We start from the raw sequence: 20332 nt of genomic DNA on the forward strand, positions 1-20332 counted from the left end.
TTGCAGGCATGAAAAAAATTCTGGTTTTAGGCGGCACTGGCTTCGTCGGTGCCCATGTGTGTGAAAAACTGGTTCGAGACGGATGGCACGTCACAGTTCCTACCCGGCGGCGCAACAATGCGAGGCATTTGCTGCATTTGCCGCCGTTGACCGTGCTGGAGTTGGATGTTCACGATGAACAGTCCCTCACTCAAGCCGTTGTCGGGCACGAGGCGGTGGTCAATCTTGTAGCAATTTTGCATGGCACTGAGGCCACGTTCCAGCGGGTGCATGTGGCCTTGCCTCAAAAACTGTCACGAGCGTGCCTGGCAGGCGGCGTCAAGCAGGTGGTGCATGTCAGTGCGTTAGGGGCCAACGCCGAACAACAGGAGGCTGCGCCTTCGATGTACCTGCGAAGCAAAAGTCAAGGGGAGGCGGTTCTGAGGCAGGCCGCGTCGGGCGGCGTTGCGGGTGTGGGGGCTGGTACTGGTTTCGAATTGACCTGTTTAAGGCCCAGCGTGATTTTTGGCGCAGGGGATCAGTTTTTGAATCTGTTTGCACAGCTGCAAAAAGTATTCCCCATCATGCCGCTGGCAGGTGCCCAAGCCCGGTTTCAACCGGTCTGGGTGGAAGACGTGGCAAGCGCCGTCGTTCGCTGTGTGTCACCTGTTTCACCGGGACTTTCCGCACATCGCCCAGCGGTTTTTGAATTGGGTGGGCCGGAAGTTTTCACCCTTAAACAACTGGTTGAGTTGTCTGGCCAGTTGAGCGGCATCGCAGGCGGCAGGGGGCGTTGGGTCGTGGGTCTGCCCGACTGGATGGGGCGCTTGCAGGCTCGGTTGATGTCATTGGCCCCGGGCGAGCCCCTGATGAGTGTGGATAACCTGGACTCGATGAAGGCGGACAACGTGACCACCGACCAATGTCCGGGTCTGGCGGAGTTGGGTATCACTTCGACGGCCCTGCAGCCCATCGCGCAAAACTACCTCAGCAATCGCAACCCTGAGCATGGTTTGACAGGCCTTCGGATGAAGGCCCGCCACAGGTAGCTCGCTCGCTGAGTCGCGCCTCTCAAGCGCCAGCGGCTTTACTTGTCGGTACTGGTGTCGCTGTTGCTCAGGCTCAGGAAGTCGCCGTCTTCGCCCAGTGACAGCAGGCCGGCTTTGGCGTAAATGCCCAGTTTGGCGCGGGTGTCCACGATGTCCAGATTGCGCATGGTCAGTTGGCCAATGCGGTCTTGCGGAGAGAACGGCGCGTCGTCAACCTTTTCCATGCTCAAACGCTCAGGGGCGTAAGTGAGGTTGGCACTCTCAGTGTTGAGAATGGAGTAGTCATTGCCACGGCGCAACTCCAGCGTCACTTCGCCAGTGACGGCACGTGCTACCCAGCGTTGCGCGGTTTCACGCAGCATGATGGCTTGCGGATCAAACCAGCGACCCTGGTACAGCAGGCGGCCCAGTTTGCGGCCATTGTCACGGTACTGCTCGATGGTGTCTTCGTTGTGGATACCGGTGATCAAGCGCTCATAGCAAGCGAACAACAGCGACAGACCAGGTGCCTCATAGATGCCACGGCTCTTTGCTTCAATAATGCGGTTTTCAATCTGGTCGCTCATGCCCAAACCGTGGCGGCCACCAATGCGGTTGGCTTCCAGAATCAGAGACACCAGGTCTTCATAAACCACGCCATTCAGCGCCACCGGACGGCCTTCTTCGAAACGCACCGTGACTTCTTCACGAGCCACGTGGACTTCGTCCTTCCAAAACGCCACACCCATGATGGGGTTGACGATTTTCATGCCTGAGTTCAAAAACTCCAGGTCTTTCGCCTCGTGCGTGGCGCCGAGCATGTTTGAGTCAGTTGAATAGGCTTTTTCGGCCGACATCTTGTAGCCAAAGCCGTGCGCCGTCATGAAGGCCGACATTTCAGACCGGCCCCCCAGTTCGTCAATGAACTGCTGATCCAGCCAAGGCTTGTAAATTTTCAGTGAGGGGTTGGTCAGCAGGCCGTAGCGGTAAAAGCGCTCGATGTCATTGCCCTTGAAGGTGCTGCCGTCGCCCCAGATGTTGACGTCGTCCTCTTTCATGGCCGAGACCAGCATGGTGCCGGTCACGGCGCGGCCGATGGGAGTGGTGTTGAAGTAGGTGACACCGCCGGTGGTGATATGGAAGGCGCCGCTTTGCAGGGCTGCAATGCCTTCGTTCGCCAGCTGAGTGCGGCAGTCGATCAGTCGCGCGGCCTCTGCGCCGTATTCCATGGCTTTGCGGGGGATTTCGTCATAGTCGGCCTCGTCCGGCTGGCCCAAGTTGGCGGTGTAAGCGTAGGGGATGGCTCCCTTGAGCTTCATCCAGTGCAGGGCCGCGCTGGTGTCCAGGCCACCGGAAAATGCGATACCGACCTTTTGGCCAGCGGGAATGTTTTGAAGAATCGTGGACATAGTGTTTTTCGTAAGAGTGCCGATGTCAGGCCATGGGCCAGGGAGTTTGCGCTGCGCCAGCCCGAGGGCGGCGAACGCCCGGAGTGGATCAGCCGAAGTGGCAGATGTAGTGGTAAGCCTCGGTCACGCGAATGTCAAATTTGGCGTTGCCCGGCACACTGAAGGTGTCCCCTGCGGCGGAGCGCACCCAGGTGTCGCTGCCGTCAAGCTTGTATTCGCAGCTGCCCGCCACGCATTCCATGATTTCTGGTGCCCTTGTGTTGAAGGTCAGGGTGGCCGGCAGAACCACGCCAACCGATTTTTTGGTGCCATCGGCCAGTGTGATGGCGTGGCTGACGCATTTTCCGTCGAAATAGACGCTGGCCTGGGTGCTGACGGTGACGTTGTCGATGTGCGAAGTGGTCATGGAAAGTGCGGTGCGGTGGACAAAGAAGAATGGCGCGTTGGCCCAGAGCGCTGATTTTAAGATACGTGCGATGCAAACACGGCGGGATCAAAACCCACGGTCAGGCTTGCGTCGGGCCAGACGACCACCGGTCGCTTGACAACACTGGGGTGGGCCAGCATCAATGCCGTTGCACTGGGCAGATCGGTCACGCCGAGTCGCGCAGCCTCATCAAGCTTGCGCCAGGTCGTGCCTTTGCGATTGACCAAGGTTTCCCAACCCACGGCTTGCGCCCAGTGGGGAATCTCATCGGCTGGTACGCCGAGCTTTTTGAAATCGTGAAAAGTGATCTCTACGCCGTGATCAGTCAACCAGACACGGGCTTTCTTTACGGTGTCGCAGTTGGCGATGCCGTAGACCATGACAGACGGGGTGGTAGTGCGGGGGGCTGAATTCATGGGCTGAATCATGCCATTGCTGCGGGCTAGGCGACAATCCCGCGTAGTATGAAAACATTGAACGACTGGCTCGAACACTGCGAGCAATTGCACCCCAAGAACATCGACATGGGGTTGGAGCGGGTGCGAACGGTCGCCGATCGCATGCAAATCCGGTTCGACTGCCCGGTGATTACCGTGGCGGGCACCAATGGCAAGGGGTCGACCTGCGCCATGCTGGAGGCCATTTTGCTTCAGGCGGGCTACAGGACGGGCGTTTACACCTCGCCTCACCTCGTTCATTTTGAGGAGCGATTGCGGCTTCGCGGCGAAGCGGTGAATGCTACTGAATTGATAGCTGGCTTCGCAGCGGTGGAGAGGGCTAGATGCCAAAATGATACTGAAGTCTCACTCACTTATTTTGAGTTCTCCACTTTGGCCATACTGGACGTGATGTCGCGCTCCATTCTGGACGTGGTGATTCTTGAGGTTGGTTTGGGTGGCCGTCTGGACGCGGTCAACATCATTGACGCCGATTGCGCGGTGATCACCAGCGTGGATCTGGATCACATGGAGTTCCTGGGCACGGACCGCGAGCAGATTGGGCGCGAAAAAGCCGGAGTGATGCGAACCGGGCGTCCCGTGATCGTGAGTGACCCCATGCCGCCTCAAAGCGTGCTGGACTATGCGACTGAAATTGATGCGGATCTCTGGCGTTTTGGCGTGGACTTCAACGTCTCTGGTGACAAGCAGCAATGGGGCTGGGCAGGACGAGGCCGTCGTTACAGTGGATTGGCGTACCCTGCGCTGCGCGGCGCAAATCAACTGGTCAACGCTGCGGGGGTCCTTGCGGCGCTGGCCGCGTTGCGGAGCCGGCTGCCGGTGACGGCGCAGTCGGTGCGCAACGGGCTGGCTTTTGTGGAGTTGCCAGGCCGGTTCCAGATCATTCCGGGGCAACCCACGCTGGTGCTGGATGTGGCGCATAACCCGCATTCCGTCGCGGCTCTGGCGGCCAATTTGGATGCCATGGGCTACTTCCCGACCACCCACGCGGTGGTGGGGGCCATGGCCGACAAGGACTTGGCCACCATGCTGGCCAAAGTGAATCCCTTGATTGACAAGTGGTATTTCACCGACTTGCCCACCGCCCGCGCGGCCACTGGCGCCAGCCTGTTCGAGCGGTGGCAGGCCCAAAACACCCGAAAGGGCGCCGTGGCGTCCGCCTATGCCGACCCGCAGTTGGCACTGAAGGCGGCCGTGGCCGCTGCCGACCCCGCTGATAGAATCGTGGTCTTCGGGTCCTTCTACACCGTGGGCGGTATTCTGAAGGATGGGCTTCCCCGACTTCATGCCCAACACCTGCCCAACTCCTGATCTCCGATCCCGCACACCATGGCATTTTTCAAATTCCGCAAGCGAACCGATGAGCCTGCAGCAGCGCCCGCTCCGTCTGAGAGCGTGGAGGCCATGCGGCGCCGGGCGAAATACCGCTTGATTGGCGCGACGGTACTGGTTTTGATTGGCGTTCTCGGCTTTCCGATGCTGTTTGACAAGCAACCGCGCCCGATTGCGGTTGATACGCCCATTGATATCCCCGACAAAAACAAGGTCCAGCCGTTAAGTGTTCCTGCTCCGGCTGCCAAAGACACGGCGCGAGCTGAGAGCAGTACTTCTGCGCCTAAAGAAGAAATCGTGTTGATTGCCCCGACCACAAAAACCCAGGTCGAGGCAGAAAAGCCCGTGGCGCAAACAGAGTCCAAAACCGTGGCGAAGTCGGCGGAGAAGCCGGTTGAAAAGGTTGTCGAAAAGCCTGTTGCCAAGGTGGTAATCCGGTCTGATGACGGCGCCAAGGCTCTGGCGCTGCTGCAGGGCCGTGCGCCTGAGAAAAAGGCGGAAGTTGTAGAGGGCCGCTTCGTGGTTCAGGTTGGTGCATTTGCTGAAGAAGCAGGCGCTCGCGCTGTGCGGCTGAAGGTGGAGGCCGCTGGGCTCAAAACCTATACCCACGTTGCTCAAACTAAAGAGGGCTCGCGTATTCGAGTCCGTACCGGCCCCTATAGCACCCGTGATGATGCGGAGAAGGCGGCCGAGAAAATTAAAAAATTGGGTCTGCCGGCGGCGATCCTGACGCTTTAAGCGGCATTTAGGAAGAGAGACCGATGGGATTATTTGCTCTGGACATCATTTTTGGCACCATTTTGGTGGTGTCTTTGCTGCTGGGCATCTGGCGCGGACTGGTCTATGAAGTCCTGTCGATGGTGAATTGGGTGCTGGCCTTTGTGTTGGCGCAGTGGTTGGCGCACGACGTGGCTTTGAAACTGCCAATGGAGGGCGCGGCTGAAGGCATTCGCTATGCCGCCGGATTCGCGTTGGTGTTCATCCTGGCCGTATTCGCAGGGGGCTTGGTCGCCGCTTTGGTCAAGAAATTGCTCAGCGCGGTCGGCCTTCAGCCTGTCGATCGGGCCCTGGGTGCTGCATTTGGTCTGGCCCGAGGCGTGGTGATGGTGTTGGCTGCCACCGTGGTCATTGGCATGTCGCCGTTGAAATTCGGCGCGTGGTGGCAGGATTCTGTCGGCGCTGGTATTTCATTGGCTGCACTCAAAGGGCTGAAGCCTGTGCTGCCGGAAGAGTTTGGAAAGTATTTGCCTTCTTGAGGCGTGGCGGAATGCGGCGGGCACCAGACGGCGCCTGACTGGTTCTCAACTGATCGGAAATTTATGTGTGGAATCGTAGGCGTTGTCAGCAACGCACCTGTCAATCAACTCATTTATGACGCTTTGCTGCTGCTTCAGCATCGTGGTCAGGATGCCGCCGGTATTGTTACGCAGCAGGACCGCAAGTTCTACATGCACAAAGACAAGGGCATGGTGCGGGACGTGTTTCGCACGCGTGACATGCGGTCTTTGCCCGGAAACTGCGGCCTCGGCCAGGTGCGCTATCCCACTGCAGGCAACGCATTCAGCGAGGAAGAAGCGCAACCGTTTTACGTTAATGCGCCTTTTGGCATCGTCTTGGTCCACAACGGCAACCTGACCAACGCCCAGGCGCTGAAGTCGGAGCTGTTTACTGCGGATCACCGCCATATCAACACCGAGAGCGACTCTGAGGTTTTGTTGAATGTGCTGGCCCATGAAATTGAGGCGACCACGCGTGGACTGCCACTGAATCCCATTGATGTGTTTGAGGCTGTGCGTCGAGTCCATCGCCGCATTCGTGGCTCGTATGCCGTAATTGCGATGATCGCCGGACATGGGGTGCTGGCGTTTCGTGATCCATTTGGCATTCGTCCACTGTGCATGGGGCAGGGCGATGGCACGCTGATGCTGGCCAGCGAATCGGTGGCGCTGGAAGGATCCGCGCACAAGTTTGACCGTGACATCACGCCGGGTGAGGCTGTCTTTATTGATTTGAATGGAAAAGTTCATTCTCAACAATGCGCGGACCACACGCAGTTGAGCCCCTGTATTTTTGAATTTGTTTACCTTGCGCGTCCTGACTCCGTGATGGATGGCATTTCGGTCTACCAAGCGCGTTTGAATTTGGGCGGGACGCTGGCCAAGCGGGTGATCTCGACAGTGCCACCGAATGAGATTGATGTGGTCATCCCAATTCCCGAGTCGAGCCGCCCAAGCGCCGCCCAGTTGGCGCAGTTGTTGGGCTTGCCGTATCGCGAAGGTTTTGTGAAAAACCGCTATGTTGGACGCACTTTCATCATGCCGGGTCAGTCCGTTCGCAAGAAGTCGGTTCGCCAGAAGCTCAATGTGATTGCCAGTGAGTTCAAAGGGCGCAATGTGCTGCTGGTCGACGATTCGATTGTGCGTGGCACTACTAGCCGCGAAATTGTGCAAATGGCACGCGAAGCGGGCGCCAAAAAAGTCTATCTGGCCAGTGCAGCGCCACCCGTGCGTTATCCCAATGTCTACGGTATCGACATGCCCACCCCCGACGAGTTGGTGGCGCACGATCGAACGGTCGAGGAGATTCGTCAGGTGATTGGTTGTGATGCCCTGATTTATCAGGATGTTGATGCCATGAAAAAGGCGGTGGGGGGCCTGAATAGCGCGATCAAGGGCTTTGATGCCTCGTGTTTTGACGGTGTCTACGTCACGGGAGACATCACGGCAGAAGATATTTTGCGCCTCAACTCCAGTCGTGTGGTTAGCGAAGAGTCAACCGCCGCCTAGCCGACGGGCCTATGAGTTGGGTCTGCGCGACGGTGTCACCATTCTCGTTGGCGATACCACGACAACCATCAGTGAATCGGCCTGCACTCCCACTCGGCATGGCCGCATCACAAACGCCTGCTATTTGGCAGGGCTTGTCCAAGCATTGATCCGCGTGGCCGCGGATCTGGAACTTCAGAAATGACTAAAAAAATTCGCACACGCTTCGCACCGTCTCCCACCGGTTTTATTCACTTGGGCAACATTCGTTCCGCCTTGTACCCGTGGGCCTTCGCCCGGGCCACAGGGGGCGAATTCGTGCTACGCATTGAAGACACGGATGTGGAACGCTCCACGCAGGCCGCGGTGGACGTCATCATTGAAGGCATGTCCTGGTTGGGGCTTGACTACGAGGAAGGCCCCTTCTATCAAATGCAGCGTATGGATCGCTACAAGGCTGTGTTGGCAGATTTGCAAACCGCCGGACATGTTTACCCTTGTTACATGAGTGTCGAAGAGCTGGATGCATTGCGCGAGCGGCAAATGGCCAACAAGGAAAAGCCCCGTTACGACGGAACATGGCGTCCCGCGTCGGGCAAAGTGTTGCCGTCCGTGCCTGAAGGCGTTATGCCAGTGCTGCGCTTCAAAAATCCGCAGGGTGGCGCCGTGGTCTGGGAAGACAAGGTCAAGGGGCAAATCGAGATCAGCAACGACGAGCTGGATGATTTGGTGATTGCGCGCCCTGACGGCACGCCAACCTACAACTTCTGCGTGGTCGTGGACGACATAGACATGGACATCACCCACGTCATTCGAGGCGATGACCATGTCAACAACACGCCGCGCCAGATCAACATCTTTAAGGCACTGGGCAAAGAACCGCCCGTGTATGCCCATCTTCCGACCGTCCTGAACGAGTTGGGTGAGAAGATGAGCAAGCGTAATGGCGCCAAACCCGTGACCCAATACCGTGACGAGGGCTATTTGCCTGAAGCGATGGTGAATTACCTGGCGCGTTTGGGTTGGAGTCATGGCGATGACGAAATCTTTACTCGCGCCCAGTTCTTGGAGTGGTTCAATCTGGATCACCTGGGACGTAGCGCTGCGCAGTTTGACGATGCCAAGTTGCGTTGGGTGAATGCCCAGCATCTCAAGGCCATGAGTGACGACGCTTTGGCGGCCTTGGTCAAAGCATCTTTGCTGAAGCGCTCGATTGAAACTGATCAGCGCTTGCCCAGTATTTGCGGCTTGTTCAAAGACCGCTGTGACACCACCGTGGTGCTGGCCGATTGGGTGGCGAAGTTCTATGTCGACGTCACGCCGAATTCTGATGAACTGGCCACGCACTTGACCCCGGCCATTCAACCTGCGTTGACCTTGCTGGCCGACAAGTTGGAATCCTGCGCTTGGGACAAAGTGAGTATCGCGGCCGTGATCAAGGAAGTGCTTGCTGCCAGTGGGTTGAAAATGCCTCAGCTGGCCATGCCGGTTCGTGTGTTGGTGCTTGGCACGGCTCAAACACCGGCAATCGATGCGGTGCTGGCCTTGATCAATAAGGAAAAAGTTTTGGATTGTTTGCGCAAGGCCTAATTTGAGCGCTATAATTTAAGGCTTGGAAACGACGAAAGCCTTTAAAAGCAATCGAAGTTGTTTGGGGGTATAGCTCAGCTGGGAGAGCGCTTGCATGGCATGCAAGAGGTCAGCAGTTCGATCCTGCTTATCTCCACCAAATTGGTTTCTCTGCTAAAAAGCAAAGAAGCAAGACGGAAGTCCACAAGGTTTAGACCCCATCGTCTAGAGGCCTAGGACACTACCCTTTCACGGTAGGTACCGGGGTTCGAATCCCCGTGGGGTCGCCAAATTCATCGCCTGATGAGTGAAGCACAAGTTGGTAACAGTCAACCTGAGAGGGAAGGCGGCTTGGCTCGAAAGAGCGAACGTTACCACTACCAGGAGTGGTAGTTCAGTTGGTTAGAATACCGGCCTGTCACGCCGGGGGTCGCGGGTTCGAGTCCCGTCCACTCCGCCATTATCGGGAGAGCCGTTATGAATCGTTTTCGTAGCGGCTTTTTATTTCCGAGCAATCGCTTGGATTGAGGTTTGGCAGTTTGCAAAAATTGCGGGTGATTTTGGGGGTATAGCTCAGCTGGGAGAGCGCTTGCATGGCATGCAAGAGGTCAGCAGTTCGATCCTGCTTATCTCCACCAAAATTTAAGGCAGTGTGAAAATCACTGCAGGTCAACGGAAGTCCGTAAAAGGTTTAGACCCCATCGTCTAGAGGCCTAGGACACTACCCTTTCACGGTAGGTACCGGGGTTCGAATCCCCGTGGGGTCGCCAAATTCATCACTTGATGAGTGAAGCACAAGTTGGTAACAGTCAACCCGACAGGGAAGGCGGCTTGGCTCGAAAGAGCGAACGTTACCACTACCAGGAGTGGTAGTTCAGTTGGTTAGAATACCGGCCTGTCACGCCGGGGGTCGCGGGTTCGAGTCCCGTCCGCTCCGCCAGTAAAAGCAAAGCCGCTGCAAGTTAGAAACTTGCAGCGGCTTTTTGCTTTGTCCGGAGGGACGTCACAGCACCTGGAATAAGCGCTTTGGGGGTTGTCACTCAGTTTGGAGCCCGCTATCCACTGTTGTGGACCGTTGCCCGCTCGAACCAGGGCCGAGGTGACCAATCAACCAATGACGGTGAGTTCGTGGATAGGCAACATGCTGAATCCGCCGCGTGGCCACTCTACCAGTACACCATTGTCCGTGTTGGCAATAACGTAACCGTCGGTCCGCGCAATGGTGCCGCGACGAATGTGGTTCACGCGTTCACCTGTGGCAAATTTCAATGTGGGTTTAGAGGTCGAGAACAACGACAGAACAAACGCCGCGATGGTTGAAAGAGTTTTCATGATGATTTCCTTGTGGATTTGAGCAATGGGTGCGCAGCAGGGCGCGGGTTCAATAGCTGGTGGCAAATGGGTTGCCGGTCGACTGCGCGCGCAGCCACTGGCGCTCCCGGTACTCCAGGTCAGCGATCGAATGGGATTGGGACTGGCCCAAATAGCTTTCCAACGCGTCCTGCTGGGACGGTTGGTTGAAGAGATGGGTTGCGCCTTGGCGCAAGGACTGGGTGATGGTTTGAATGAAGGTCATAACGACAAGCCCGATCAGGCTGATGTGTATTAGGGAAAACCCTAGTGTCTCACAATTTGCTGCGCTGCACCATAAGAGGGCCTATATACCGGTTATGCGCAGGGGTGATGGGTGCGGCATGTCGGACTTGCACCAGTTTGGGGAGTCGAGGGCGATTCCGCTGGCTTTCGGACCACGGGCGCAATTGTGTGCAAAGGGCATGTCCAATTGATGCTGGCCAAATATCGGGAACGCCCGATTGGAATTCCCGGGGGAATCCATTGCGCGGCAGAGGGCCTGCGGTTATCGTTCGGGGATGAAAAAACCAAACTTCTGGGAAGTTGATCTCGTCGAGCTGTTCAAGTTGTGGATCAGCGACATCTCGACGTTTCTGATGACTTTGCTGATGTTTCTTGGGTTGTCCCTGCCGGTGGTCATCCCAAGCTTGATTCTTTGGTACCTGTGGTCAATTGACTGGCACCCTTGACGGGCAAGAAATCAAGGCCCTGATCGAGGTGCCACCAACTTTTGACGCTGCTGAGGGAACAGCCCCACCGACAAGGCGGTACCTAGCACAATGATCGATCCACAAAACAACATCCACAGTGACACCGTTTCACTGAGAAAAACCACCCCATAAATCACCGCGAACACAGGCACCACAAAGGTCACGGTGAGCGAGCGGGCAGGGCCGACGTTCTCAATCAGGCGAAAGTACAAGATATAGGCGACGCCGGTGCAGAGCACTCCCACAGCGACCAGCGCCAGCCATGCACCGGTACTCGGATCAGTCTGCGGCCAAAACCACAGGGTGGGCAGCGCCAAACCGATCGTTGCGCCCAATTGGCTTCCGGTGGCCGTCACCAGCGATGGCATGCCGGTCAGATAGCGCTTGGTGTAGCTGGCCGCAATGCCGTAGCAAAGGCAGGCGAACAAAACTGCCAATACAGCCCAGCCCGTGGATGCGCCAGAAGCGTTTGGGGTGAAACTGGCCTTGTCCCAGGCCAGCAGGGCGACGCCCACAAAGCCGATGATCAAGCCCGTAATTCGCAATTGGTGGGGCCGGTCTTTGAGCCAGACCCAGGCCACCAGTGCACCGAACAATGGCACGGTCGCATTAAGCACCGAGGACAAGCTTGTGCTGATGGACAGCAGGGCGTAGGTGAAGCAGGCAAACGGGATGCCGGAATTGACCATGCCAATGAAAAAAACCTTTTTCCAGTTCTGCATGAGCTGCGGTCCCAAACCTTTCCATAACAGCAGTGGAAGTAAAAAGGCGGCTGCGATGCCAACCCGCAGACCGGCTGTTGGCAGAGCGCCAAACTCACTGGCGCCGAGACGCATGAACAGGAACGATGATCCCCAAATTGCGGCCAGCAGCAGAAACTCGATCAACCAAGGTTTGGATGGGGCAGGTGAATTCAAAATAAGCTCGGTGTGGACACGGATTCGGAGAAGAGGCTGGGGGCGGCGCCTTCCAGCTGGAGCAGGGCGGTTTTTCGGGGCAGGCCCCCGGCATAGCCGGTGAGTGAACCATTGGCCCCCACCAAGCGGTGACAGGGCACGATGATACTGACCGGGTTTCGACCCACCGCACCCCCAACCGCGCGGACAGCCGCCGGTTTGCCAATCTTCGCGCTGATGGCACCGTAACTGGTGGTTGCGGCACAGGGAATGGCGAGCAGTGCCTGCCACACCGCTTGTTGGAAGGGCGTGCCACTGCTGAGGTCCAGCGGCACCTCAAAGGTGCGTCGCTGGCCAGCAAAATACTCGGTCAATTCGGCCTGGGCTTGTAGGAGGATCGGGTGCTCGTCCGCCACCGGCCAGTGGTTGACCTCAGGCATATGTGCCTGTTGGTCAAAGAATACACCGACCAAAGCATCGTCGGTGGCGGCCAGGGTGATGCGGCCCAGGGGGCTTTCGAAACGGGATTGAACAGTGTTTGGGGGGAATTTCATTTTTTGACCTTTTGTGTCTCTAGCCCTTGCGTTGTGAGCGCAGGCTGCTACTCATTTGATAGTGATTTTGGGCTTCTCGTCGGGTTTCTTGCCTAGGGTCGCCCATGCACGGACCACGGCGTAACTTCGCCAGGGTTGCCAAACCAGTGACGCGGCCAGCGCCGCTTTGGCGGGCTGCGGCACCTGCTGGACCCCCAACGCTTTTTGCAGTGCGACATCCCCGGATGGAAACGCATCGGGCCAACGCAACGCCCGCATGGCGATGTATTGGGCGGTCCAGTCACCCACGCCCGGCAAGGTTTTGAGGGTGGTGATCGTGCTGAGTGGGTCCGCGCCAGCGTGCAATTGCAGTCTTTGATCCAACACAGCACGGGCCAGCGCCTGGATGGCGGTCTGGCGCTGTTTGACGATGCCCAGGCTGCCAAGTACGTCGCCGCTGGCGCCGGCCAGAGCGGCCGCGGAAGGAAACAGATGGGTCAGGGCGGGAAAGGGCGTGACGATGGGCGCGCCAAACCGGCTCACCAGGCGGGTGCTCAAAGTGCGGGCCGCTGCCACGGTGATTTGCTGGCCCAAAATGGCGCGCACCGCCAGCTCGAAGCCATCCAGCGTGCCCGGCACCCGCAAGCCATCACTGTCGGGGAAGTGGCTGTGCAGGTGTTCATTGATGGGATGGGGGTCAGCATCCACATCCAGCAGGGCCCGGGCGCGCGCCAGCACCTGAGGAAGGACCTCATGTAAGGAATCACTCACCTGAAGGTCGATTCGACAGCGGTCGGCGTCAAAAACAGCGTGAATCCAGCCAGAGTGCTGGGCCAAGCCTTGTTGGACAGCGAGCGTACGAGCCAAACCCGGGGCGCTGCCCTCAAGGCTTACCTGCTCCAGGCTCGCAATCTGCCGGGTGGCGAAGAAGTGCAGCATGGCGGCCACGTCATAAGGCGGGCGGTAGGCCAATTTGAGCCGCAGACCGTGGGCCTTCGCAGGGCCGCTGTCGCGGCGCAAGGCACTTGGATTCAGTTTGTAGTGTTCGACAAAGGCCGCGTTGAAGCGCCGGACGCTGGAATACCCGCTGAGTGTGGCGATTTGATTGACCGGTAAATTGGTGTCAGTCAGCCACTGTTTGGCACTCAACAGGCGCCGTGTTTGAAGGTATTGAAGCGGCGAGATGCCGAAGCGGGCCTCGAAAATGCGGCGCAAATGACGGTCGCTCACGCCCAGACGCTGGGCCAGCCGCTGCACGCTGGGTGGCCGGTCACCCCAACCCTCGGGCGAATCCAGCAGCTGCGCGGCTTGGCCGGCAAGAATGTGGGAGGCGTCCTGCGTGGACCACGCCAGGGTGTCCGGGCCACGGCTTTGACCTGACAGGCGGGGCGCAATCTCCGGGCGGCATCGCAGGCAGGGCCGAAACCCGGCGTCTTCGGCTTGCGCGGCCAGGTTGAAAAAGCGACAGTTCTCCCGCTTGGGGGTGCGTACCCGGCACACTGGGCGGCAGTAGATGCCGGTGGAGGTGACGCCGGTGAAAAAACAGCCGTCAAACCGAGCATCTTTCGCTTTCAGGGCGAGGTAGCAGGCGTCGTCTTCGGGTGAACTTTGAGGGTGGCTCATGGTGCTCATGATAGGCCGCCGTCGAGGTAAAGCAATGCTCAAACTAGCCGTTTTCGGACATGTTCCCGACTAGGACGGCCCCTACAATCCGATGAGAAAATCAAATTCAAACCAATCAGGGAACCCGCCATGCAACTCTCCGCATCCATATTCAAGGCCTACGACATTCGAGGCATCGTGCCCAGCACCATCAATGAACCGATGGCCGAAGCCCTGGGCCGCGCCTTTGGCACGGTGGCCCGCCGCGAAGGTGAGACGACGGTGGCTGTGGGCCGCGACGGCCGGTTGAGCGGTGCGGCCTTGAGTGCCGCCTTGATGCGCGGCCTGGCGGCGGCTGGCCTGGAGGTGATTGACATTGGCATGGCCACCACTCCCATGTTGTACTTTGCGGCAAACACGCTGTGCAGCAGCGGCATTCAGGTGACCGGCAGCCACAATCCGAAAGACTACAACGGCTTCAAGATGGTGATGGCAGGGCGCGCTATTTACGGCGATGAGATCCTGTCACTGCGCGCCATGATGGAGAGCGAAACCTGGTCGCTGCAAGAGGGTGGTTCCGTGCGGTCCGTCGATGTGCTGGCCGACTACCAGGCGCGTATTGTGAGCGGCATCAATCTGTCGCGCCCCATGAAAATTGTGGTCGATTCGGGTAACGGCATTGCCGGTGCCTCTGCACCGGCGATTTTGCGGGCCCTGGGTTGTGAGGTCACAGAGCTGTTCAGTGAGGTGGATGGCAACTTCCCCAATCACCACCCTGATCCCAGCAAGCCGGAAAATTTGCGCGACCTGATTGCCGCGCTGCAGTCCTGTGACGCAGAGATTGGCTTGGCATTTGATGGCGACGGTGACCGCTTGGGCATCGTCACCAAAGAGGGCAACACCATCTATCCGGACCGTCAAATGATGTTGTTTGCGCGCGATGTGCTCAAACGGGTCCCTGGTGGCACCGTGCTTTTTGATGTGAAGTGCTCCCAGCGTCTGGCGCCCGATATTGCGCAGGCAGGTGGTGTGCCGCTGATGTACAAAACCGGCCACTCGCTGATCAAAGCCAAGATGAAAGAGATTGGCGCCCCCTTGGGCGGCGAGATGAGCGGCCATATTTTCTTCAAGGAGCGTTGGTACGGTTTTGACGACGGCACCTACGCAGGCGCCCGGTTGCTGGAGATTTTGAGCCAGTCACCCGACGGCAACGCGGTGCTGAATGGCTTGCCCACCAGCTTTTCCACCCCCGAATTGAACGTGAAATGCGCCGAGGGCGAGCCCCATGCCTTGGTGGAGCAACTGGTTGCCAGTGCGAGCTTTGCGGCACCGGCTGTGCTCACGACCATCGACGGTTTGCGGGTCGACTGGCCCGATGGTTTTGGCCTGATTCGCGCCTCCAACACCACGCCCGTGCTGGTGCTGCGCTTTGAGGGCCACACGCCCGAGGCGTTGCATCGCATTGAGGGCGAGATGTTGGCGCTGCTGCGCACCGTCAAGCCGGGGGCGACGCTGGACGAGGCGGCGCACTGAGCGCCTGCGCATGAGAATATTAATCGTCAAACTCTCGTCGCTGGGCGATGTGGTGCACGCCATGCCGGCGGTGCAAGACATCCGTCATGCCCACCCTGAGGCTGAGATTGACTGGGTCGTCGAGCGTGGCTTTGCACCGCTGGTGCGCCGCTGCGACGGTGTTCACCGGGTGATCGAGTGCGAACTGCGGCGCTGGCGCAAGACACCGCTGGCGCCTGCTACGCGAGCGGCGTGGACTGCGTTCAAGCGCGAGTTGCAGGCGCAGGCCTATGACGCGGTGATTGATTTGCAGGGCTTGACCAAGTCAGCGCTGGTGGCTTGGTTGGCCCGCCTGACACCGAGCGGGCGGCGTTTTGGCTTGGCAAACCAGACCGAAGGCTCCAGTTTTGAGGCGCCTGCTCGCTGGGTGGCCCACGTCGCCGTGTCGCTGCCCCCGCACATTCATGCCGTGGCGCGGTCACGCCAACTCTGCGCCCGCGTGCTGGGCTATTTGCCGCCATCTTCATCATCTTTTGGGCTTCTGGCCCAGGTGAATCAAGCGCAGAGTGCTATCCATAGTGAAGCATCTGGCGACGCCGCGCCTCTTGGGCAGGTCGCCTTGGTGCATGGCACCTCGCGGGCTGACAAGCAATGGCCGCTGGCGCATTGGCAAGCCTTGGGCCAACGGCTCAATGAGGCGGGTTACGGCGTCGTGTTGCCGCACGGTAGCGCGGCGGAAGAGGCTACCTCCCATGAGATTGCCTCAAACCTGCCCAACGCCACCGTCTGGCCCCGCTTGGGTCTGGATGCCTTGACGGACGCATTGGCGGCCTGCGCTGGCGTGATTGGCGTGGACAGCGGTTTGAGCCACATGGCCGTGGCGCTAGACCTGCCCCATGTGCAAATTTACAACTTTGACACCGCCTGGCGCACCGGGCCCACGGGCCCGGCGGGCAAGGCCGTGGCATCGGGCCAGAGGCGGCAGTGCAGCGTGTTTGCGCATCCGGCGCCATCCCTCGACGCGGTTTGGCAGGTTTGGTTGGGCATATCCGTGGTGCGCCAGCCCGTCTGATGCGCGCTCTTTATTCTCTTGCGCTGTGGATAGCTCAGCCGTTTCTGCGCCGCAAACTGGCCAAGCGCAGTGTTGATGAGCCTGGTTACGGAGTCGCGGTTGAGGAACGCTTTGGCCGCTACACCTCGGCGCCGGTCAGTGGGCAGGAACTGATCGTCTGGGTCCACGCAGTCTCGCTGGGTGAGACGCGAACGGCGGCTTTGTTGATTGCCGGTTTGCGTGAACGCCTGCCGGGCATGCGCTTGCTGTTGACCCATGGCACGGCCACCGGCCGGGCCGAGGGGACGACGCTGCTGAAAACGGGCGATATGCAGGTGTGGCAACCCTGGGACACGCCCGGTGCGGTGCAACGCTTTTTGACCCATTTCAAACCCAGCCTGTGCATTTTGATGGAAACCGAGGTGTGGCCTAATCTGGTGGCACTCAGCCAGCAGAACGGTGTACCGCTGGTGCTGGCCAATGCCCGCATGAGTGAGAAGTCGCGGCGGCAGGCCGCTCGACTGGGGTGGTTGTCCCGGCCCGCGATGGCGGCATTGAGTGCCGTCTGGGCCCAAACCGAGGCCGACGCCGATCGCCTTCGCCAATTGGGGGCCACCGTGCAGGGCGTCTTTGGCAACCTCAAGTTTGACGCGGCGCCCGACGCGGCCAAGCTGGCGACGGGGCGGGCATGGCGTGCCCGCACGGCGTCACCGGTGGCGCTGTTCACCAGTTCCCGCGAGGGGGAAGAAATCGTCTGGTTGAAGGCATTGAGAGATTCAACGCCTTTTAGGGCTTCAGCGCAGGCGCAGCAAGCGCAAGGTACTACTAATTCGATAGCTGTTGGCGTTCAGTGGATGGTGGTGCCACGCCATCCCCAGCGCTTTGAGGCTGTGGCGGCGCTGATTGAGCAGCAGGGTTTCACCGTGTCACGGCGCCGCAATTGGCAAGACGGACCGCCGGTTGTTGATCCGCTGAACACCATTTGGCTAGGCGATTCACTGGGCGAAATACCAATGTATTACGGCTTGTCCGATGTGGCCTTGTTGGGCGGAAGCTTTGAGCCGCTGGGCGGGCAGAACCTGATTGAGGCTGCCGCCTGCGGTTGCCCGGTGATCATGGGGCCGAACACTTTCAATTTCCTGCAAGCGGCGGAGTTGGCGCAAGCCGCGGGGGCCGCAATACGAGTGGCGGACCTGTCGGAAGCGGTGGCCAAGACGGGTGACTTGTTGGGTAACCCGACCGATCAAGCCACCATGACACTGGCCGCCCTGGGCCTGTCGCGCACCCACCGGGGTGCGCTTGAGAAAACCGTGACGGCAGTCACCGTCCTACTTGATCAGCAGGGCGTTCACGGTTTGTAGGTCGTCGGCCTTGAGCGTGCCATTGGCCTGGCGCAACTTCAGCCCGCCGACCAACACGTCATATCGTGCCTTGGCCAGATCTCGCTTGGTCTGGAACAACTGGCTTTGGGCATTCAGCACGTCAATGTTGATGCGCACACCTACCTGGTAACCCAGTTGGTTGGCTTCCAATGCGCTCTGACTGGACGCCTCTGCCGCTTCCAATGCCTTGACTTGGCCCTGGCCAGACAGCACGCCAAAGAAGGCCGTGCGGGTGCCTTGGCCCACGGCACGTCGGGCACCCTCCAGGTCATTGCGGGCCTTGTCCTCAAGTGCCAATGTTTCCTTGACGCGGTTCTGAATGGCATAGCCCGCAAACAAAGGCATGTTGAAGGACAGGCCGATGCTGGCAGCATTGGTGCGGTAGTCAGACGACAAGCTCGCGGAGCCATCGTTTTGCGAGATGTTGTAGCCAGCGGTCAGATCCAGCGTGGGCTTGTGGCCCGCTTTGGCTTTCTGCGTCTCAAGCTGGGCCACGTCCAATGCGATCTGGGTTTGCTGAATGACTGGGTGATCCGCTTCGGCTTGTGTCACCCAGGTCGTCACGTCATTGGGCACCAAGGCAGGCAGACTTAACGGCTGGGCCAGTGCTTTGGGTTCCGCATCGGCCTTGCCCACCAACTGGTCCAGTGCCAGTTTTTTGATGCGCAAGTCATTTTCCGCGGCAATTTCCTGGGCGGTGCTCAGGTCAAAGCGGGCTTGGGCCTCGCGGGAGTCCGTGATGGTGGAGGTGCCTACTTCAAAGTTTCGTTTGGCCGACGCCAGTTGCTCGGCCACGGCCGACTTTTGCGCTTTCACGAAGTTCAGACTGTCGTGCGAGGCTAGCACGTCAAAGTAGGCTTGGCTGACCCGCACAATCAGGTCCTGGTCCGCACCCAGCAGTTGCGCCTGGGCCAGGTCCACCTGTCGCTTGCCTTGCTCGTAGGAGGCTTGATTGGCGGGGCGGTACAGGGGCTGGGAGGCACTGAGGGTGATCTGTTGCGTGCCATAGGAGCGAGTGGCAGACAACGTGTTTTCTAGGTTGGTGCGTGAAACGCCCCCAGACAGCCCCACGGTTGGCAGGATCGCTGCTTTGGCCTGGTCAGCTTTGGCCAGCGTGGCGGCGTATTGCGACTTGGCAGACTGGTAACTTGCGTCAAATCCACGCGCCGATTCATACAGGTCAACCAGACTTTGCGACTGCGCTGCCGAACTGAAAGCGGCCCCAAGTGCGAGGAACAGAGGCAGCAGGCGATAGGAAGTCATGGTGGGCCTTGAGGGAGTAGTTGGATTGGAAAAGCAGGGGCAGAGAAATGTCGGGGACGGAACTCAGTAAACGGGAATGTTGGCGTCCAACTCAGCAGACCAGGCATGAATTCCGCCAGCAATGTTCGCCACATGCTCGAACCCTTGCGCTTTCAAGAAGGAGGCGACTTGCATGCTGCGCGCGCCGTGATGGCAAAGGCAGGCCACCGGCTGAGCCGGGTTCAGCTCATTCAAACGGGGTGGAATCACGCCCATGGGAATGGTGCGCAGGGTGAATCCGTCGGCGGTCACGCTGGCCACCCGCAACTCGGAGGGTTCACGCACATCCAGCACCAGCGGCTCGCCATGCGCCCGCATGGAATCCAGCCAGGCCGCGAGTTGGGAAGGTCTGATTTGGGTGATCATGGCTTAAAACGTGAAACGCTCGGGTTCCGGGAAGTTTTGCAGGCGCTGAGCAACGGTGTCCCATGGCTGCGTGGTGGTGAAGTCGGTGTCGCTGGTGCGGGTCACCACGGTGGCGCGCATCACGGGCTCGTCACCTACGATGGCGACCAGTCGGCCACCCACTTTCAGTTGAGCCAGCAGGGCTTGCGGTACCTCTGCCACGGAACCGCTCAATACGATCACGTCAAACGGGCTTTCGGCCGATGCACCTTTGGAGCCGTCAAACTGGCGCACTTCGGCGTTGGTGATGCCGGCTTTTTGCAGGTTCTCGCGGGCCATTTTTGCAAGATCAGGGTTGATTTCCAGAGAAATAACCCGGTGGGCTTGGTTCGCCAGCAAGGCGGCCATGTAGCCCGAGCCTGAGCCAATTTCTAGCACGTTGTCAGTTTTTTGAACAACAGCATCTTGCAGCATGCGCGCCTCGACCCGGGGAGGCAGCATGGACTGACCATGGCCCAGCGGAATTTCCATGTCGGCAAAGGCCAGCACCTTGTGGGCCAAGGGCACGAAGTCCTCACGCTTGATCACTGCCAGAAGTTGCAAAACATCGGCGTCCAGCACGTCCCAAGGACGAATCTGCTGTTCGATCATATTGAAGCGCGCTTGTTCAAAATTCATT

Annotated in this window: 21 protein-coding genes and 6 tRNA genes; 16 read left to right on the plus strand and 11 right to left on the minus strand. The window is 59.0% G+C overall.

What is annotated here, in order from left to right:
• The first annotated feature begins 8 nt into the window (after window positions 1–8).
• Complete coding sequence (locus J8G15_RS00155; RefSeq protein ID WP_210545083.1) at window positions 9–1028, plus strand: complex I NDUFA9 subunit family protein; 1020 nt, start codon at window positions 9–11, stop codon at window positions 1026–1028.
• A gap of 38 nt (window positions 1029–1066) precedes the next feature.
• Here the strand turns inward: J8G15_RS00155 and argG are convergent, their stop codons facing one another.
• The 3 genes from argG to J8G15_RS00170 all read right to left on the minus strand — a co-directional run bounded on the left by argG (window position 1067) and on the right by J8G15_RS00170 (window position 3259).
• Entirely contained in the window at window positions 1067–2416 is a 1350-nt protein-coding gene (gene argG, locus J8G15_RS00160) for an argininosuccinate synthase (RefSeq protein ID WP_210545085.1), read from the minus strand.
• A gap of 88 nt (window positions 2417–2504) precedes the next feature.
• Window positions 2505–2822 carry a pyrimidine/purine nucleoside phosphorylase gene (locus J8G15_RS00165; RefSeq protein WP_210545087.1) on the minus strand — a complete coding sequence of 106 codons (318 nt, stop codon included), beginning with the start codon at window positions 2820–2822 and terminating at the stop codon, window positions 2505–2507.
• 56 nt (window positions 2823–2878) lie between these two features.
• Window positions 2879–3259 (minus strand): arsenate reductase, encoded by a 381-nt coding sequence (locus tag J8G15_RS00170; protein ID WP_210545089.1) that lies wholly within the window; start codon window positions 3257–3259, stop codon window positions 2879–2881.
• A gap of 48 nt (window positions 3260–3307) precedes the next feature.
• Between J8G15_RS00170 and folC the strand changes: the two genes are divergently transcribed.
• From folC to J8G15_RS00225, 11 genes are all read left to right on the plus strand, one after another.
• Entirely contained in the window at window positions 3308–4612 is a 1305-nt protein-coding gene (gene folC, locus J8G15_RS00175) for a bifunctional tetrahydrofolate synthase/dihydrofolate synthase (RefSeq protein WP_210545091.1), read from the plus strand.
• 18 nt (window positions 4613–4630) lie between these two features.
• The gene (locus J8G15_RS00180) at window positions 4631–5371 is read left to right on the plus strand and encodes an SPOR domain-containing protein (protein ID WP_210545093.1); all 741 of its coding nucleotides are present in this window, start codon (window positions 4631–4633) and stop codon (window positions 5369–5371) included.
• A 23-nt stretch (window positions 5372–5394) separates the two neighbouring features.
• On the plus strand, window positions 5395–5889 hold the full coding sequence (locus J8G15_RS00185; RefSeq protein WP_210545095.1) for a CvpA family protein: 495 nt from the start codon (window positions 5395–5397) through the stop codon (window positions 5887–5889).
• A gap of 63 nt (window positions 5890–5952) precedes the next feature.
• Complete coding sequence (gene purF / locus J8G15_RS00190) at window positions 5953–7419, plus strand: amidophosphoribosyltransferase (RefSeq protein WP_210545097.1); 1467 nt, start codon at window positions 5953–5955, stop codon at window positions 7417–7419.
• Window positions 7420–7599: 180 nt separating this feature from the next.
• Window positions 7600–8988: a glutamate--tRNA ligase gene (gltX, locus tag J8G15_RS00195; protein ID WP_210545099.1), complete on the plus strand. Its 1389-nt coding sequence runs from the start codon at window positions 7600–7602 to the stop codon at window positions 8986–8988.
• A gap of 63 nt (window positions 8989–9051) precedes the next feature.
• Window positions 9052–9127 (plus strand) — tRNA-Ala (locus tag J8G15_RS00200).
• Window positions 9128–9181: 54 nt separating this feature from the next.
• Window positions 9182–9257, plus strand: a tRNA-Glu gene (locus J8G15_RS00205).
• A gap of 93 nt (window positions 9258–9350) precedes the next feature.
• Window positions 9351–9427 (plus strand) — tRNA-Asp (locus J8G15_RS00210).
• 102 nt (window positions 9428–9529) lie between these two features.
• Window positions 9530–9605: transfer RNA gene (locus J8G15_RS00215), tRNA-Ala, on the plus strand.
• A gap of 56 nt (window positions 9606–9661) precedes the next feature.
• Window positions 9662–9737, plus strand: a tRNA-Glu gene (locus tag J8G15_RS00220).
• A gap of 93 nt (window positions 9738–9830) precedes the next feature.
• Window positions 9831–9907: transfer RNA gene (locus tag J8G15_RS00225), tRNA-Asp, on the plus strand.
• Window positions 9908–10074: 167 nt separating this feature from the next.
• On the opposite strand, the gene J8G15_RS00230 is transcribed toward J8G15_RS00225, so the two are convergent.
• Both J8G15_RS00230 and J8G15_RS00235 read right to left on the minus strand, forming a co-directional pair.
• Window positions 10075–10299 (minus strand): hypothetical protein, encoded by a 225-nt coding sequence (locus tag J8G15_RS00230; RefSeq protein WP_210545101.1) that lies wholly within the window; start codon window positions 10297–10299, stop codon window positions 10075–10077.
• A 49-nt stretch (window positions 10300–10348) separates the two neighbouring features.
• A complete protein-coding gene (locus J8G15_RS00235; protein ID WP_210545103.1) occupies window positions 10349–10543 on the minus strand; it encodes a hypothetical protein in 195 nt (64 codons plus the stop codon).
• Window positions 10544–10838: 295 nt separating this feature from the next.
• Here J8G15_RS00235 and J8G15_RS00240 point away from each other — a divergent pair, with 295 nt between their 5' ends.
• On the plus strand, window positions 10839–11009 hold the full coding sequence (locus J8G15_RS00240) for a hypothetical protein (RefSeq protein ID WP_210545105.1): 171 nt from the start codon (window positions 10839–10841) through the stop codon (window positions 11007–11009).
• An 11-nt stretch (window positions 11010–11020) separates the two neighbouring features.
• Here the strand turns inward: J8G15_RS00240 and J8G15_RS00245 are convergent, their stop codons facing one another.
• From J8G15_RS00245 to J8G15_RS00255, 3 genes are read right to left on the minus strand one after another with little or no spacing between them, the layout of a single operon-like run.
• Window positions 11021–11947 carry a DMT family transporter gene (locus J8G15_RS00245; RefSeq protein WP_210545107.1) on the minus strand — a complete coding sequence of 309 codons (927 nt, stop codon included), beginning with the start codon at window positions 11945–11947 and terminating at the stop codon, window positions 11021–11023.
• Window positions 11944–12480, minus strand: a complete 537-nt coding sequence (locus tag J8G15_RS00250; RefSeq protein WP_210545109.1) for a methylated-DNA--[protein]-cysteine S-methyltransferase — start codon at window positions 12478–12480, stop codon at window positions 11944–11946. Before J8G15_RS00250 ends, J8G15_RS00245 begins: the two co-directional genes overlap by 4 nt.
• A gap of 51 nt (window positions 12481–12531) precedes the next feature.
• Window positions 12532–14082, minus strand: a complete 1551-nt coding sequence (locus J8G15_RS00255; RefSeq protein WP_210545111.1) for a DNA-3-methyladenine glycosylase 2 family protein — start codon at window positions 14080–14082, stop codon at window positions 12532–12534.
• A gap of 129 nt (window positions 14083–14211) precedes the next feature.
• On the opposite strand from J8G15_RS00255, the gene J8G15_RS00260 reads away from it, so the two are divergent.
• Genes J8G15_RS00260 through J8G15_RS00270 form a run of 3 tightly spaced genes read left to right on the plus strand, consistent with a single transcriptional unit; the run spans window position 14212 to window position 17985 of the window.
• Window positions 14212–15594: a phosphomannomutase/phosphoglucomutase gene (locus J8G15_RS00260; protein WP_210545113.1), complete on the plus strand. Its 1383-nt coding sequence runs from the start codon at window positions 14212–14214 to the stop codon at window positions 15592–15594.
• Between the two features lie 10 nt (window positions 15595–15604).
• The gene (waaC, locus tag J8G15_RS00265) at window positions 15605–16645 is read left to right on the plus strand and encodes a lipopolysaccharide heptosyltransferase I (protein ID WP_210545115.1); all 1041 of its coding nucleotides are present in this window, start codon (window positions 15605–15607) and stop codon (window positions 16643–16645) included.
• Window positions 16645–17985, plus strand: coding sequence for a 3-deoxy-D-manno-octulosonic acid transferase (locus J8G15_RS00270; protein WP_210545117.1), 1341 nt, complete (start codon window positions 16645–16647; stop codon window positions 17983–17985). Before waaC ends, J8G15_RS00270 begins: the two co-directional genes overlap by 1 nt.
• Here the strand turns inward: J8G15_RS00270 and J8G15_RS00275 are convergent.
• The 3 genes from J8G15_RS00275 to J8G15_RS00285 all read right to left on the minus strand — a co-directional run bounded on the left by J8G15_RS00275 (window position 17953) and on the right by J8G15_RS00285 (window position 20331).
• A complete protein-coding gene (locus J8G15_RS00275) occupies window positions 17953–19269 on the minus strand; it encodes a TolC family outer membrane protein (RefSeq protein WP_210545119.1) in 1317 nt (438 codons plus the stop codon). The two genes, J8G15_RS00270 and J8G15_RS00275, sit on opposite strands and share 33 nt — an antisense overlap.
• Window positions 19270–19332: 63 nt before the next feature.
• Window positions 19333–19674 carry a rhodanese-like domain-containing protein gene (locus tag J8G15_RS00280; RefSeq protein ID WP_210545121.1) on the minus strand — a complete coding sequence of 114 codons (342 nt, stop codon included), beginning with the start codon at window positions 19672–19674 and terminating at the stop codon, window positions 19333–19335.
• A 3-nt stretch (window positions 19675–19677) separates the two neighbouring features.
• Window positions 19678–20331, minus strand: coding sequence for a protein-L-isoaspartate O-methyltransferase (locus J8G15_RS00285; protein WP_210545124.1), 654 nt, complete (start codon window positions 20329–20331; stop codon window positions 19678–19680).
• Window position 20332 lies beyond the last annotated feature (1 nt).

The sequence above is a fragment of the Rhodoferax sp. PAMC 29310 genome, from assembly GCF_017948265.1.
Taxonomy (GTDB): domain Bacteria; phylum Pseudomonadota; class Gammaproteobacteria; order Burkholderiales; family Burkholderiaceae_C; genus Rhodoferax.